This is a genomic window from Mucilaginibacter sp. P5_A4 (assembly GCF_056400605.1).
In genome coordinates, this window is the sequence record NZ_JBFUKX010000002.1 from 138,288 (window position 1) to 153,109 (window position 14,822).

Annotated in this window: 14 protein-coding genes; 7 read left to right on the forward strand and 7 right to left on the reverse strand. The window is 42.0% G+C overall.

The features are described from left to right. Positions 1-39 precede the first annotated feature (39 nt). The gene (locus AC1DQW_RS02435; protein ID WP_477452675.1) at positions 40-1,047 is read right to left on the reverse strand and encodes an ABC transporter ATP-binding protein; all 1,008 of its coding nucleotides are present in this window, start codon (positions 1,045-1,047) and stop codon (positions 40-42) included. Positions 1,048-1,226: 179 nt separating this feature from the next. Between AC1DQW_RS02435 and AC1DQW_RS02440 the strand changes: the two genes are divergently transcribed. Next, the gene (locus tag AC1DQW_RS02440) at positions 1,227-1,436 is read left to right on the forward strand and encodes a hypothetical protein (RefSeq protein WP_477419373.1); all 210 of its coding nucleotides are present in this window, start codon (positions 1,227-1,229) and stop codon (positions 1,434-1,436) included. Positions 1,437-1,439: 3 nt separating this feature from the next. Here AC1DQW_RS02440 and AC1DQW_RS02445 read toward each other — a convergent pair whose 3' ends face one another. Together AC1DQW_RS02445 and AC1DQW_RS02450 are read right to left on the reverse strand one after the other, a co-directional pair. Continuing rightward, a complete protein-coding gene (locus tag AC1DQW_RS02445) occupies positions 1,440-2,363 on the reverse strand; it encodes a ChbG/HpnK family deacetylase (protein ID WP_477452676.1) in 924 nt (307 codons plus the stop codon). A gap of 402 nt (positions 2,364-2,765) precedes the next feature. Next, positions 2,766-4,016: a DUF2130 domain-containing protein gene (locus tag AC1DQW_RS02450; protein ID WP_477452677.1), complete on the reverse strand. Its 1,251-nt coding sequence runs from the start codon at positions 4,014-4,016 to the stop codon at positions 2,766-2,768. A 116-nt stretch (positions 4,017-4,132) separates the two neighbouring features. Between AC1DQW_RS02450 and AC1DQW_RS02455 the strand changes: the two genes are divergently transcribed. Together AC1DQW_RS02455 and AC1DQW_RS02460 are read left to right on the forward strand one after the other, a co-directional pair. Beyond that, positions 4,133-4,525 (forward strand): hypothetical protein, encoded by a 393-nt coding sequence (locus AC1DQW_RS02455; protein ID WP_477403296.1) that lies wholly within the window; start codon positions 4,133-4,135, stop codon positions 4,523-4,525. A 193-nt stretch (positions 4,526-4,718) separates the two neighbouring features. Then, the gene (locus AC1DQW_RS02460) at positions 4,719-4,940 is read left to right on the forward strand and encodes a hypothetical protein (protein ID WP_477452678.1); all 222 of its coding nucleotides are present in this window, start codon (positions 4,719-4,721) and stop codon (positions 4,938-4,940) included. Positions 4,941-5,004: 64 nt separating this feature from the next. Here AC1DQW_RS02460 and AC1DQW_RS02465 read toward each other — a convergent pair whose 3' ends face one another. The 4 genes from AC1DQW_RS02465 to AC1DQW_RS02480 form a co-directional block, all read right to left on the reverse strand. Further along, positions 5,005-5,580, reverse strand: a complete 576-nt coding sequence (locus tag AC1DQW_RS02465) for a YceI family protein (protein ID WP_477452679.1) — start codon at positions 5,578-5,580, stop codon at positions 5,005-5,007. A gap of 222 nt (positions 5,581-5,802) precedes the next feature. Further along, a complete protein-coding gene (locus tag AC1DQW_RS02470) occupies positions 5,803-6,906 on the reverse strand; it encodes a Gfo/Idh/MocA family protein (RefSeq protein ID WP_477452680.1) in 1,104 nt (367 codons plus the stop codon). Positions 6,907-7,060: 154 nt separating this feature from the next. Then, a complete protein-coding gene (locus AC1DQW_RS02475; protein WP_477452681.1) occupies positions 7,061-7,720 on the reverse strand; it encodes a hypothetical protein in 660 nt (219 codons plus the stop codon). 189 nt (positions 7,721-7,909) lie between these two features. Next, on the reverse strand, positions 7,910-8,737 hold the full coding sequence (locus AC1DQW_RS02480) for an N-acetylmuramoyl-L-alanine amidase family protein (protein ID WP_477452682.1): 828 nt from the start codon (positions 8,735-8,737) through the stop codon (positions 7,910-7,912). A 255-nt stretch (positions 8,738-8,992) separates the two neighbouring features. Between AC1DQW_RS02480 and AC1DQW_RS02485 the strand changes: the two genes are divergently transcribed. From AC1DQW_RS02485 to AC1DQW_RS02500, 4 genes are all read left to right on the forward strand, one after another. Beyond that, a complete protein-coding gene (locus AC1DQW_RS02485; RefSeq protein WP_477452683.1) occupies positions 8,993-9,820 on the forward strand; it encodes an alpha/beta fold hydrolase in 828 nt (275 codons plus the stop codon). Between the two features lie 239 nt (positions 9,821-10,059). After that, entirely contained in the window at positions 10,060-11,139 is a 1,080-nt protein-coding gene (rhaT, locus tag AC1DQW_RS02490; RefSeq protein ID WP_477452684.1) for an L-rhamnose/proton symporter RhaT, read from the forward strand. 56 nt (positions 11,140-11,195) lie between these two features. Next, positions 11,196-13,316 carry a bifunctional aldolase/short-chain dehydrogenase gene (locus AC1DQW_RS02495; RefSeq protein ID WP_477452685.1) on the forward strand — a complete coding sequence of 707 codons (2,121 nt, stop codon included), beginning with the start codon at positions 11,196-11,198 and terminating at the stop codon, positions 13,314-13,316. Between the two features lie 230 nt (positions 13,317-13,546). Next, entirely contained in the window at positions 13,547-14,821 is a 1,275-nt protein-coding gene (locus AC1DQW_RS02500) for a sugar isomerase (protein ID WP_477452686.1), read from the forward strand. The last annotated feature ends 1 nt before the right edge of the window (position 14,822 follow it).

The following is a 14,822-nucleotide window of genomic DNA, read 5'->3' on the forward strand; positions in this document are numbered from 1 at the left end:
GCCTACCTATGACGTATTTTAAAGATATGTTTTTTACCTTCAATTCTCCCACCTGCCAAACTCAAAGTATTTGCTGATTTTGATGCCTACTTTATTGCCCGATTTATATTTGCCCCTTTTATAATTCATGACGCGCAGTATCACCCCGGAATTTTCGATGATCAGCTCTTCGTAAAAGCCTTTAAACAGCACCTTTTGTACCAACCATTTTTTACCCAACGGCGTAATTTTTACATGCTCGGCATATATTACTATCACACTGCGACTGCTTTTTATGCCGCAAACTTTGGCCTGGGTTGAGTTAAGCTTACTGCCACTGGCCAGGATCTGCGATGTGTACAATAACTTTGGCGAATGGTATAACTCATCCGGTGGACCATTTTCAACTATCTCGCCCTCTTTTATTACAATAAGCTCATCGGCCATGGATAATATCTCGGCCGGATCATGCGATACCAGCACTACCGTAGTCTTCCACTCCCGAACAATTTGCCTTATATCATGCTGTAAGGCCTCACGGTACGAGGCATCAACCTGGTTAAAGGGTTCATCAAGCAATAAAACTTCCGGCCGGCTTATTAATGCTTTGGCTATGGTTACCCTTTGTTTTTCGCCACCGCTTAGTTTACCAAATGAATAGTCTTTAAGCGGATAAATATTCAGCATATTGAGCGCCTCGGTAACCCTTTTTATTTCGTGGCTCAGGTCTTCTTCGGGCAGGCCATCGCGTACGGTATTCCAAACAGATAACCGGGGGTCCATATCTATACCATTTTGGGTTACCATACGCATTACTTTGTGAGCATGCTGTATCCCGTGTTCGCGGCTCAACACCTGTTCTTCCTTAAAAAAAACCTCGCCATGATCGGGTTGCAGAATGCCAAATAACAAATTTAGCAGGGTGGTTTTGCCGCTGCCGCTTTCGCCAACAATGGCAGTAATTTTGCCCTTGGGCACAAATATGGTTATATTGTTAACGCCGGATGACTTATCGCCAAAGAAGTTTTTGGTAACGGATATGGTTTCCAGTATCAGATTGTCTTGCATCCCTGTGAAGTATTTTAGTACATTAAGCAGGCTAATTATCAAGCCACCCAGTAAGGCCTAAACTATAAAAAGTTTAGTCGCCAAAAAAGCCCCGCAGTATATTTAATGAAAAGGCAAACAAATTTCATCCTATAGTTATTGTAATAACAACAGCAAACTTTCACAAAAATCATCATCCCATGAATAAAGGTATTGGCATATTACTCATTGTTATAGGTGTAATAATGCTTATCTGGACTGGTTTTACCTACACCAAAAAAGAAAAAATCATCGATGCCGGCCCAATCCAGGTATCTGCCGACAGGCAAAAAACCGTAAACTGGCCACCCTATTTAGGCGGAGTATTGATTATAGGCGGTGTAGCCATAGTTATTTTTTCTAAAAAATAAGCTTTACTTATTGTTTGATGCTTTAAGTAAGCTGATATCCTTTGTTGCCAATAATTGCTGGTAATTAATCATCCGGAATTTTTTTCCTTCCATACTCCTAAACTCGGGCGACAGCAACATATTCAATTCCGTTTGACGGTGCAGGCTGGTTAGCGGTTTGCCATTTTTGGCGTTCATCATATTGCTGTTCATATCTACCAATGCATCCATTTCGGGGCTTGGCGTAGCGGTATGAATCACAACCAGGTTTGGCCTGTCGGCGTTAAGCTTATTGCTCACATAATCCAGGAAAACTTTCTTTTTGGTAGCAATAGGTTCGCCCCACATTTCCATATAGGTTTCACCAAAATAGGTAACACTACTTAGTGTTGATATGGCTAACTTATATTTATGAGCCAGTTTTTCTGTAAGTGAACGTAACTCCGGGGTCGATAGTGCTATGCCCATATGCGGGTCGATATAGCTTATTTTCAATCCCGATGCCAAAGCCCTTTCAATTTGTGCCGATAATTCAGTTTCAACCTCGTTCAGCTTATAACCGCTTTTGGCAAATGCCGATGTGGAATGCGGAAAATAACCAACCTCATCAACCAAACTTGGCACAGCTGTGCGGCCGGTAACCGGTCCCCAGCGGTAATTTTTCCACTCCGATGTAAGTGTTAAATGTACACCTACGCTTACATTGGGATATTTTTTCAGGATCTCTACCGCTTCCTGGTACCATGGGCAGGCAAACTGAAGTGATACAGAAAATGGCAACCCTGTTTTGGCCATCTTTTCGGCAGCCATATTTACAGAGTGGTTCATCCCGATATCATCAAGCCTTATCATTAATTGCGGCAATTTATCGGTTTTTTGTGCAGATACCGGGTTTACCCGGGTAAGTGCTATCAGCAGAAATAAGCAAAATACATGTATTTTTTTCATAACGGGGCAACAAATTTATTGTTCCCACAAAATACAGTTAAAGCTTAAATTATTCAATAATTTAGTAAGGCGTATTAAACAAATTACATTAATGGATCTGTGATGTTTGGTGTGGATAACGCACAGGTCTGCATCCGATTAGCAATATAACGATAATTCAGGGAAACTATAGGGAAATCGCGTTTAAAATATCTGCATGGCAAATTTTGGCTGAAGCCGCTTTTTGTTCCTTCACTACCGTCCCATAAATGGGACGGCAATGAACTTTTAGCTACTTTAACCGGGATTAGTGCTTAATTCATTGCCGTTTGGCTTCAGCCAACGGTTAAATTGGCAGAAATGAATTAAGGCTTTAGCCAAAAAATATTTATAAATTTTTAAAAGCGTTTTCCCCGGGGAAAACTACTCCAACAGCAGGGCATCTTCATCATCGGTTAAATTTAGCTGTATGCTATCGCTGCCCGCAATACCTTCAATACTGCCTTTAATATGAGCCGCGTTCAACAAAACCTTATCCAGCTGTTTCTCGCGCGATTTCCACATTTTTTCCATGGCATCACGCTCCTTCTGGATAGACAGGCGCATGCTCATATACCCTTCGCGGATGGCTTTCCATTGCTCAGAAAACTCGCTGCTGGTTAAATAATCATACAGCAGGTGCATTTTATCCCCCTTATTATCCTGTGATTTTACCAGGTTTGAGAGTTTGATAATCCCGTCGCGCAGGATGTAGGATACAGCCTTCACCTCATCGAAGCTACAGATCCAAACGCCATCCCTCTCGCCAAAGCAATCCATCCCTTTCGGATAGCATTGGGTAACTATTACCGCAACATCAACCCCGATGCCGCGCATATCTTTTTTAAGCTTATCTATCCAATCGGGGCCAAATGTTGCTGTGCGTTTGCTTTCGTAAATAATACGGCCGCACTCCTGTCCAAACTGGTTACGTACCGTTTGTACACAATCGGCACCGCGTACCCCTTTGCCCACTTCACTTATCAAATCAAACGGAAAATAGTTACGTAGCAATTCCTCCAAAATCAATTCCTGTGCCTCGCCCTGCAACTGCATTGACCCTTGCTCGGCTTTCCGTTTCATTTCTTCGGCCAGTTTTTTCTGGTCGTCCAATTGTTTTTCGAGTTCTTTTACCTTTAGCTGATACTCGGTATCTTTTATACTATGCCGTTCGGCTTCCTGCTTGCGAATCTGTTCGCTCAGCTCATTACGCTGCTCCTGTAATTTGCGCTGCAGGGAAAGTTCCATTTCTTCTTCTTTTAGCTGCAGCTGTTTTTCGCGCTGTAAAAATTCCAGTTCCTTGTGGCGGGATAGTTTCAGTTTTTCCTCACTCTCCTGCGCCGAATTCTTAAGCATCAGCACCTGGTTTTCGTAATCCTGGCTGATAGACCGACGCAGATTTTCTTCAAGCGAAAGCTCCAGCTGTTTTTTTTCGGCGCTAAGGCGTTGCTCAAATTCGGCTTTTTGCTGCCGTTCTTTGTTTAAAAATTCTTCGTCTTTTTTTCGGTATTCTTCTTCTTTTTGGCGGGTATAATCCTGCATTTTAAGCCGGAGCTCTTTTTTATACTCCTCGGCCATCACCTCCTCTATCGGGAAACCAAAACCACAACTTGGACATTTAACTTCTGTAGCCATACTTATTATAATACGAAAAACATTTTCGCACATCAAATATAGGGATTTATATAGCGCCAAAAATTACGCAAAATGCAATAGTTGCAGTTACCAATTAATATTACTACATTACATCAATGCAAATTTTACAAATTGGCAAAGCCATGTGGAGCTATGATTATGAAATTGCATCGCTCACATTAATTGACGAGGCCGGGTCTCTTTTTTCCATGCCTCCACCACCCCACCACCGTGAGGGTGAAATTATATTGACCAATAACAGCCTGGTTATTGATGGCTATAACTACCTTAATATTCCCCTTAACCGGCTGGAGCAAATATACCTGGGATTTGATGATATATATAAAAGGTCATTAGTTAGAAACAATGGGATGTTTTGGCAGCCCTTAAGGTTGCGCTATAAAGAAGGCGACAACATCAATATTATTTACCTTATTATAGACCATCGTTTCTTCGGCACCAAAAACCAGCTGTGGTTTGATACTTTAAAACAGTTATTATCCGACTAAAGGTTACTTTCAACTCTTTCATTTTAAATAGTTTACTACGTAAGCAGTTTAACACACCACATTCGGGGTGTTTTTTATTATGCCGCAATCTGCTATATTTGAAACTGCGAGCCATTATAATACCAATTTAACCTAACGGTCATTCTTTAGATCGGTCATTTGCGGTGAGGCTTATCTAAACATTAATTATTTTATGAAAAAGCTCGGACTTTTAAGGCTATTTACTTGTTTACCACTCATTGCAATCATCATTCCCAACATCACCGAATCATTAATAAACCCCGACTACAAAATACCGCTTATACAGGTTATTGCTGCTGCCGCATTGGTTGCAGTAATAGGCATTTGCAGTGTAATTATTTATTATTTACAAAAGCGGCAGTTAAAAGCGCAATACCAGCGCAATAAAAATTAGCCTAAAAACAAACGGCGCACCCATTTTCATGAGCGCGCCGCAGCGTTAATATGTGTCTTTTTTATTATTTAGCTTTAGCAAATTCGCCGTTAGCTTTAATAGTTACTTCGTCGCTTAACATAGCTGAACCAAATTTACTGCCGAAATTAAAATCAGCACGCTTGATAGTACCGGTTAACTGGAAACCTGCATCATCGGCTTTGCTCATTGGGTTGGTAATAGTACCACGGTACCAAAGGTCAAAAGTAACGGGTTTGGTAACACCGGCTAAAGTAAGGTTACCGGTAACGGCATAATGTTTTTCAGATGTTTTTGAAATACCTGTGCTTGTAAAAGTAAGAGTTGGCTTATTTGCAACATCAAAAAATTCGGCCGATTTTAAGTGATTGTCACGATAATCGTTATCTGTGCTTACAGAAGCAGTTTGCACTGTAAATGAAACTTTAGCATCGCTAAAATCTGGTTTTGCAGTTGTGATGGTAGCATCATAATTTTTAAAAGTACCATCAACGTCATTTACCAATAAGTGGGTAACAGTAAATTTAACGTTTGAGTGTGCTTTGTCAACCGTCCAGGTAGTTTGTGCCGATGTAGCAGTGTACAAAAATGCTGATGCTAACAGGATAAAGATCTTTTTCATTTCGTTTTGAATTTTTTTTGATTTAATTTTTTCTATAACCCAAAAGTATACAAAGAATTTGATTTTTTATTCAATAAATGTTTAAACATCTTTTTATTAAAATTGGATGACAAATCACGACTGATTTAGTGGGGTAATGGATGGAATGATTAGTAAATGAGGTGTTTATTGTGATCCTAAATAACAGAAGAGATAATTTATACTCAACTATACTTATATACTTTACACTATCTTCTCCCACTTCCCAGAGTCAAGGCTGCGGTAAATGGCATCAACTACCCTCATATCTTTTAAGCCTTCCTCGCCGGGTACGCGGCTTTGTACATTGCGGGCTACGCAGGTTGCAAAATCATCCATCTGCGCCGCCTGCTGCACTATCTGAGGAAAATTCATTGGTCCGTTGCTGGTAAACCCGTCAATGCCTCCATAGCCATAAGCAGGTTCAAGCTGAAACTTACCCCGCTCGGCCTGTACTTTCAAATAGCCCCAATCATGATTATAGCTCGATTTACCGGTAACCTTTTGACCGCCGGGAAACTTTAGCTCCCAAAAAACAGTTTCGTCAACTTCCTTAAAAAAATCCGGCCGGGTTTTCTCCTGTGTGGCTTTTACTGCCAAAGGCTCCTGGCCTAAAGTGTAACGTGATCCCTGGATAGAATAAATACCCATATCCATCAGTCCACCGCCACCGGCCATTGCTTTCTTTAAGCGCCAGGCGTTAGGATCGCCGTTATAGGTAAAGCCGTTACCGGTATCGATACTGGTTACCTTACCAAAAATTTGCTTTTGCCCCAACCGCATCAACTCGATAGTATGTGGCTCAAAATGCAGGCGGTAACCTATAGATAATAAACGGTTGGCCTTTTTACATGCGGCTATCATTTCTTCACATTCTTTGGCATTAAGGGCCATCGGTTTTTCACAAATCACATGTTTGCCTGCCTGTGCCGCCCGTATGGTATATTCTTTATGCATGGATACAGGCAATACCACATACACAATATCAATAGCCGGGTTTTGGGCTATTGTATCAAAATTCTGGTAGTTATAAATATTTTTTTCGGGAATGTTGTATTTTTTGGCCCATGCTGCTGCCTTTGATGGTGTGCCTGTAACAATACCTGCCAGGTAACAGTTCTGCGTTTTTTGCAGGGCTGGTGCCAGCTGTCCTCCGCTATAGCTTCCTAAACCAACCAACGCAATTCCCAGCTTTTTACCTGGTTTGGCAATAGCTAGTTGCGACAACATTGGACCAAGCGCCAAAGCGCCAAAACCTACGGATGCATTACGGATAAAATTTCTGCGTGATGATTTAATTGAGGCCATTTTTTGATTAAGTTGAATTAGGTTAATTGAGCCAGATGGGGTATTGCTCCCTAAAACAAGTTAATCCGGGCTTTTGTTTGGTGAATTTAGAAAGCCATATATTTTATAATGGATAGGTAAGATGCTTACCTATCCATTATAAAATTCCTTTAATTTATTTACCAAACGTATAGAAAACAGAAATTGAAAGGTCGTTTGAAATTAATCTGAGATCTACACTATCACCTGTGCTGCTTTGTTGATTGTTTGGGTCTATAGTTTTATAATGGCTATAGTTAAGGTTAGCCAATGTAGCCGATACCCCAACTTTTTTTGATGGATAGTATACCAAACCAAGGTTCACACCGCCATTATAACTATCCGTTTTAAAGTTATCATTACTGCTGGCGTATGTAGGATCATCAAATGTATACTTATGGTTACTCCTATAATAGCCAATATAAGGGCCGGTACGTATTCCTATTTTATCGCCATACATAAAGTATTTCCTTAAAAACAGGTTAGCGCCATACTCTGTTGAATGCTGCCTTGTAGCCATATTGCCACCATTGCTTTGATTGCCTGTAGTATACAACAAACGTGCGCCAATATCCAGCTTATCAGCAATAAAATAACTGTAACCGGGGCCAATAAGAAAACTTGTAAGCTTGCTACTTGAAACTACAGTACCGCCCTGGGCAGTATAAGAGTTATCTGAACTCGAGTGACTGAAACCTAAATCGAGCCCAAGAGTTTGCGAGCCTTTTTCGGTTTGAGCTTTTGAAATTTGAAAAGCCAATAAAAATGCAGGGATTAAAAACAGGATTTTTTTCATGTGGATAATAGTTTATTTGAGCAGTAGGAACGGTATTTATTACCCGATATTTTGCTAAAATGGCTATTATTAAATAAATATTTATTTAAATAAATTGGAATAATATTAACTAAAAAGTGGCGTTTTAACAATCCTGTTTGATAGAGATTAAAATCTTATATATTATTCAACACCCGGTTTAATGACAACTTATCTCCCCTCCAGGTTATCCCTATATTCTTTTAACGATCGTAGTATCGACCTGGCAATTGCATTTTGTCCATCGTTAGAGTTCAGGTAATCTTCATCAGCCGGGTTATTGATAAAACCTGTTTCAACCAAAACTGCCGGCATTCCGCTTTGGGCCAGCACCAGCACACCCTGCTCTTTTACGCCATAACTATGGCGTCCATCGGTCTTTTTAAATTCCCGGTTTATCAGGTCGCCAAACTGGATACTTTGTTTACGATATTTTTGCTGAAAAGCGTTCAATACGATGGTATTCACTACGGCATCATCACCATAGCCATTATATTTATTCTTATAATCCTTTTCTATGTAGATGGCGGCGTTTTCGCGCAGGGCCTCGCGCTGTTCCTGGCTGCGGTGAAAACCATAAACCAGTAATAAAGTACCATGTTCGGTGGCTCTTTTCTGCGGGGATGAGTTACAGTGGATAGATATAAATAAGTTACCATTATTACTGTTGGCTATATCGGTACGCTTATGCAGCTCAATAAAAACATCGGTACTGCGCGTCATTACCGTTTTCACCTCGGGCATTGCATCATTTACCAGGTCGCGCAGTTTTTTGGCAATGCTTAGCGCCACATTCTTTTCTTTTGAATAAGCGCCATGTGCACCGGGATCTTTACCGCCATGACCAGCATCAATAATTACCGTTTTAAATTTAAAGCGGCGGGTAGCCTGATTAGCGCTATCATCCTGTTGCCCAAAGCAATTATTGCCGATAAATAAGCTGATAAAAACACAAAGGAAAGCAGGTATAAGAGTATTTTTTAGGCGGATGGCAGGCATGCAGAATATAAATATATAAGTGTAGGTACGGTAAACATTTTATCTATAAAAGTTATAGTTAAGATATTGTTTGGCGTACATGGTTTAAACGTACGATTAATTTAATTTCGCAAAGGTAGTATTAGTTAGCAAGTTAGCTTTGCGTTGTTTCATAAATTGTTAAAATAATAGTAAATGATAAAAGCAAAACTATTTTCTTTGAGCCTTTAATTTTATATTTATTGCTTAAACATAAACCACTAACTATAAGTTATTATGCAATTAAAGAAGCTATTATTTACCCTTGTCACATCCGTTGCCTTTATTCAAATTGCTTACAGCCAGGAAAAAACACTGCCATACGGCGACAATGCCGCAGCAGGTAAATATTATGATGTACGGGGCATAAAACTATATGCCGAAACTTATGGCAGTGGCAAACCCCTGCTGCTGATTCATGGAAACGGTGATAAAATAAGCGCGTTTAAAAACAATATACCCTATTTTGCTAAAAAATATAAAGTGATAGCTGTTGACAGCCGCGCACATGGCAAATCTGTTGATCCGCGCGATTCTTTAAGTTTTGAGATGATGGCCGATGATTTTGCCGGACTATTGGACGTAATGCACATCGATTCGGCCTACGTAATAGGTTGGAGCGATGGCGGCATCAACGCGCTTGAACTGGCCATGCGTTACCCTAAAAAAGTAATAAAGCTGGCCTCAACAGGTGCAAACCTCTGGCCCGACTCTACAGGGATAGTTCCGAAATTTTGGAAAGGGGAACAGGTGCAATACAACAAAAACAAGAATACAGTTTGGAAAACTGCCAAAGAAAAAAACGACTGGAAGATCTTCCTGCTTGATTGGTTTCAGCCCAACATCAAACTTTCTGAACTAAAGAAAATCCAATGCCCATCGCTCATTATAGCCGGCGATCATGATGTGATCCCCACTGAGCATACGGTTATTATATCGCAAAACATCCCCAAAGCATACCTGTGGATAGTACCCAACTCCGGCCATCCAACGCTCCAGGAACATAAGGATGAATTTAACAAACTGGTTGACGATTTTTTTGAACAACCGTTTAATAAAAGGTAAAGGACTGAACTTAAACAACTTGTTAAGGCTATAACCTGATATTAATAATTATTATTTAAGGTTATAGCCTTATTTCCGTTGTTAGGCGAAGCCTAAACAGCCTTAATCTTTTCAAAAGTGAAGGAATACAACCTCCGTGTACCTTCTCACGCCTCCCTCGCAGCAACTCATGACAGTCCATGACAGTTCCTGTATTACTATTCCCTAAATTAGCTTCGCCAATTTAAACTAATTATTATATGCAAATTATTTTTGGAGTTTTTTTCCATTTTATCGGCGGTTTTGCCTCGGGGAGTTTTTACATTCCCTACAAAAAAATTAAGGGATGGGCCTGGGAAAGCTACTGGATTGTAGGCGGTATTTTTTCCTGGTTCATTGTACCCCCGCTGGCAGCATGGTTAACTATTCCGGGCTTTGCCGATATCATTAGCCATACCAGCACATCCGTTATCGGCTGGACATATTTGATGGGTTTACTTTGGGGCATCGGGGGGCTTACCTATGGTTTGGGGGTTCGCTATTTGGGAGTTTCGTTGGGCAGCACTATTATACTGGGTCTTTGTTCGGTATTTGGCGCGTTGATACCCTCGGTTTATTACGATTTTTTTCCAAAAGCGGGCAAAGATACCTTTAGTATGCTGCTGCATAACCAATGGGGGCAAATGGTATTGTTAGGAATTTTGCTTTGCGTGGTGGGCATCGTTATCTGCGGCAAGGCTGGCATGATGAAAGAAAAAGAACTATCCGCCGATAAAACCATCGCCCAGGAAAATAAAGATTACCGGTTTGGCCTGGGTATCCTGGTTGCCATTGTATCGGGTATATTAAGCGCCTGTTTCAACTTCGGTATCGAGGCAGGTAAATCAATGGCCGATACGGCTAACCAGGTTTGGCAGGTTGCGCATCCAAACCAGGGTAACTTTCTGTTTCAAAACAATGTAACTTATATCATTATACTTTGGGGCGGGTTAACCACCAATTTCATATGGTGTATGGTGCTAAACGCAAGCAACAAAACGTTTGGTAACTATACCGATAAAAAAACACCGCTGCTTAAAAACTACCTGTTTGCAGCATTGGCCGGCACTACCTGGTTCCTGCAGTTCTTTTTCTACGGCATGGGCGAAAGTAAAATGGGCAACGGCGCCAGTTCCTGGATTCTGCACATGGCTTTCATTATACTAATAGCCAATATGTGGGGCCTGGTGCTCAAAGAATGGAAAGGTGTAAGCAAAAAGGCCCTTGCCACCGTAATAACCGGCATAGCCGTGATCATATTATCGGTATTAGTAGTTGGTTACGGTAATTCCATTAAATAACTTATAAATTAAATAAATCATTAATTCACTAACTCAATAATTCACTAATTAAACATATGTCTGTCAAAACAACACAATTTAAGCACGTAAGCTACCTGTGGGATGATGCCAAAGCTGCCGACCTTATAGGTGATGAAGTAGCATTATTAATATACCGATCCAACTTATTGGGCGCCGATCTTAGGCTCACCAATTATGGAGGTGGTAATACCTCCTGCAAAGTGACCTCCAAAGATCCGTTAACCGGCAGTGATGTTGAGGTAATGTGGATTAAAGGCTCGGGTGGCGATATAGGCACACTAAAGAAAAGCGGGTTGGCAGCCCTGTATGTAGATCGCCTGCGGAGCCTCAAAAACGTTTACCGCGGTGTGGAGCATGAAGACGAAATGGTGGAATTGTTTAACCACTGTATTTATGACCTTGCTTCCAAAGCGCCGTCTATAGATACCCCACTACATGGCTTTTTACCCTTTAAACACATCGACCACCTGCACCCCGATGCGGCTATAGCTATCGCGGCAGCTAAAGACGGCAAAAAAATAACCCAGGAATTGTTTAACGGCACCATCGGCTGGGTTGAGTGGAAAAAACCAGGCTTTGAGCTGGGCTTACAGCTAAAGCAATGTTTAGACGAAAATCCGGGCATCCGTGGTATCATGTTGGGCTCGCATGGTTTATTTACCTGGGGTGATACCGCTTACGAAAGCTATATGAACACGCTTGAAGTTATTGAGCGCTGTGCCGAATACCTGGAAGAAAACTATGGTAAAAAGGGCCCTGTTTTTGGCGGGCAAAAAATTGAAAGCCTTGATGAAGCTGGTCGCAAAAAGCAGGCTGCCGCTATTGCCCCTATTCTTCGCGGTTTCTGCTCCAGCCAAAAGCACATGATCGGTCATTTTACAGATGATGCCCGCGTGTTGGAATTTATTAACTCCAACGATCTTGATCGCCTGGCACCATTGGGTACCAGCTGCCCCGATCACTTTTTACGCACCAAGATCAGTCCGTTGGTATTGGACCTTGAACCGGGCGAGGATTTAAGTGATGTAAAAGCATTACAACTACGCCTTATCCCTGCGTTTGAGGCTTACCGCCAGATGTATACCGATTATTACAATACCTGCCGGCATGATAACAGCCCGGCTATAAGAGATACCAACCCGGTGATTATCCTGTATCCGGGAGTTGGTTTGTTCTCGTTCTCCAAAGACAAACAAACCGCCCGTGTAGCTGCCGAGTTTTACACCAACGCCATCAACGTAATGAAGGGCGCCGAAGCAATATCAGAATATACCTCATTACCACGCCAGGAAGCATTTGATATTGAGTACTGGTTGCTTGAAGAAGCAAAATTACAGCGTATGCCAAAACCAAAGGCCCTATCTGGCAAAATAGCCCTCATTACAGGCAGCGCGGGTGGTATAGGCAAAGCCATAGCCAAAAAATTTGTTGACGAAGGTGCAGTTGTAATACTAAACGACATGAACACCGAACGTTTAGACAGCGCAGGTGAAGAATTTAAAAAGCTATACGGCAAAGATTCATACACCACCGCAGTGCTTAATGTAACCAACAGCGAACAGATAACTGCCGCTTTAGAAACTGCTGCTTTGGCTTTCGGAGGGGTTGATATTGTGATAAACAATGCGGGTTTATCCATATCAAAATCAATTGCCGACCATACCGATAAAGATTGGGACCTGCTGTATGATGTATTGGTGAAAGGCCAGTTCTTTATAACCCAGGCCGCCGTTGCCGTGATGAAAAAGCAGGCCATCGGTGGCGATATCATCAACATCGTAAGCAAGAATGCCCTGGTTAGCGGACCAAACAACGCGGGTTACGGATCGGCAAAAGCTGCGCAATTACATTTGAGCCGCTTAAATGCAGCTGAATTAGGTGCCGACAAAATCCGCGTGAACGTGGTAAATCCCGACGCGGTAATAAGTGACAGCAACATATGGGCCGGCGGATGGGCCGAAGGCCGTGCAAAAGCTTATGGCATTACCGTAGCAGAACTGCCTGCTTACTATGCCAAACGTACCTTACTGAACGAGATCATATTACCTGCCGATATCGCCGATGCCTGCTTTGCCTTCACCGGCGGTCTGCTCAACAAATCAACCGGCAACGTGTTGAATGTTGATGGCGGGGTAGCAATGGCTTTTGTGAGGTAGATTTTTGGACGAAGGATTTTTGGACGAAGGATAAAGGACTAAAAAAGCAAGAAGACTTACGAAGTTTTTAAAACTTCGTAAGTCTGGAATAAATTATGTCATTGCGAGGCACGAAGCAATCGCGAACTGTGCAGGGCGAACTTGCATGTTCGCGATTGCCACGTCGTTCCTCCTCGCAATGACATGGTTTTATAACTTATATAGAGGACTAAAATTATAAACCGATAACAATGCAATTAGAGAAGAGCATAATCGAAGAATATAACCATCAGCACAAAGTCGCGCACCAGCGTAAGTTTGATTTTGTTGCGGCTGATGTAAACGGATTGGATACCATCCTAAAAAAGTTAATTGATTTTAATATAGCCATACCAAGCTGGGCTTTGGGTACAGGCGGCACCCGCTTTGGTCGTTTTTCTGGTGGCGGCGAGCCGCGTAGTTTGGAAGAGAAAATTGAAGACGTAGGCCTGATCCACGCTTTAAACAGGAGCAGTAACTCCATTTCCCTGCACATTCCATGGGATATCCCAAAAAATGCTGCCGATATTAAGGCGCATGCCGCCCAGTTAGGTTTGCATTTTGACGCGGTTAACTCCAACACCTTCCAGGACCAGGCATCGCAGGAGCTGAGCTACAAATATGGCTCATTGCACCATGTGGATAAAGCAGTACGCAAACAGGCTATAGCCCACAACATCGAGGTTATAAAATACGGTGTTGAGCTGGATTCAAAAGCATTGTCTGTTTGGTTATCCGATGGATCAAACTTCCCAGGGCAGTTAAATATGCGCGGTGCTTTTGAGCGCACGCTGGAAAGCCTGCAGGAAATTTATGATGCCTTACCTGCCGATTGGAAAGTTTGGGTGGAATATAAACCTTACGAGCCTAATTTTTATTCGACTACGATTGGCGACTGGGGACAATCATACCTCCTTTCTTCAAAATTGGGTAATAAGGCACAAACACTGGTTGATCTTGGTCACCATTTACAGGGTGCCAATATCGAGCAAATTGTATCTCTATTGCTAATGGAAGGCAAGCTGGCGGGTTTCCACTTTAATGACTCCAAATATGGCGACGATGATTTGACCGTTGGCAGTATCAACCCATATCAATTATTCCTGATATTTAACGAACTGGTAGAGGGCATGGATGCCCGCGGCATGAACCACGCCACGGCTATCGGCTGGATGATAGATGCATCGCACAACATAAAAGACCCTATTGAGGATTTAATCCAGTCGGTAGAAGCCATAAAAATAGCCTATGCGCAGGCATTATTGATTGATGCGACGACTTTAAAGCAGGCCCAACAGGATAATGATGTGGTACAGGCCCAGGAAATTTTACAGCATGCCTACCGTACAGATGTTCGATCATTACTGGCAGAGGCACGTTTACGTGCAGGCGGAGCATTAGATCCGCTGGCCTTGTACAGGCAGCAGGCGGTACGTAACCAATTGATAAAAGAACGCGGAGCTAAAGCAGTATCAACCGGATTATAAT

Coding starts and splice junctions, on each gene's coding strand:
- AC1DQW_RS02435 (WP_477452675.1), bottom strand. CDS start 1,047: ATGCAAGACAATCTGATACTGGAAACCATATCCGTTACCAAAAACTTC.
- AC1DQW_RS02440 (WP_477419373.1), top strand. CDS start 1,227: ATGAATAAAGGTATTGGCATATTACTCATTGTTATAGGTGTAATAATG.
- AC1DQW_RS02445 (WP_477452676.1), bottom strand. CDS start 2,363: ATGAAAAAAATACATGTATTTTGCTTATTTCTGCTGATAGCACTTACC.
- AC1DQW_RS02450 (WP_477452677.1), bottom strand. CDS start 4,016: ATGGCTACAGAAGTTAAATGTCCAAGTTGTGGTTTTGGTTTCCCGATA.
- AC1DQW_RS02455 (WP_477403296.1), top strand. CDS start 4,133: ATGCAAATTTTACAAATTGGCAAAGCCATGTGGAGCTATGATTATGAA.
- AC1DQW_RS02460 (WP_477452678.1), top strand. CDS start 4,719: ATGAAAAAGCTCGGACTTTTAAGGCTATTTACTTGTTTACCACTCATT.
- AC1DQW_RS02465 (WP_477452679.1), bottom strand. CDS start 5,580: ATGAAAAAGATCTTTATCCTGTTAGCATCAGCATTTTTGTACACTGCT.
- AC1DQW_RS02470 (WP_477452680.1), bottom strand. CDS start 6,906: ATGGCCTCAATTAAATCATCACGCAGAAATTTTATCCGTAATGCATCC.
- AC1DQW_RS02475 (WP_477452681.1), bottom strand. CDS start 7,720: ATGAAAAAAATCCTGTTTTTAATCCCTGCATTTTTATTGGCTTTTCAA.
- AC1DQW_RS02480 (WP_477452682.1), bottom strand. CDS start 8,737: ATGCCTGCCATCCGCCTAAAAAATACTCTTATACCTGCTTTCCTTTGT.
- AC1DQW_RS02485 (WP_477452683.1), top strand. CDS start 8,993: ATGCAATTAAAGAAGCTATTATTTACCCTTGTCACATCCGTTGCCTTT.
- rhaT (WP_477452684.1), top strand. CDS start 10,060: ATGCAAATTATTTTTGGAGTTTTTTTCCATTTTATCGGCGGTTTTGCC.
- AC1DQW_RS02495 (WP_477452685.1), top strand. CDS start 11,196: ATGTCTGTCAAAACAACACAATTTAAGCACGTAAGCTACCTGTGGGAT.
- AC1DQW_RS02500 (WP_477452686.1), top strand. CDS start 13,547: ATGCAATTAGAGAAGAGCATAATCGAAGAATATAACCATCAGCACAAA.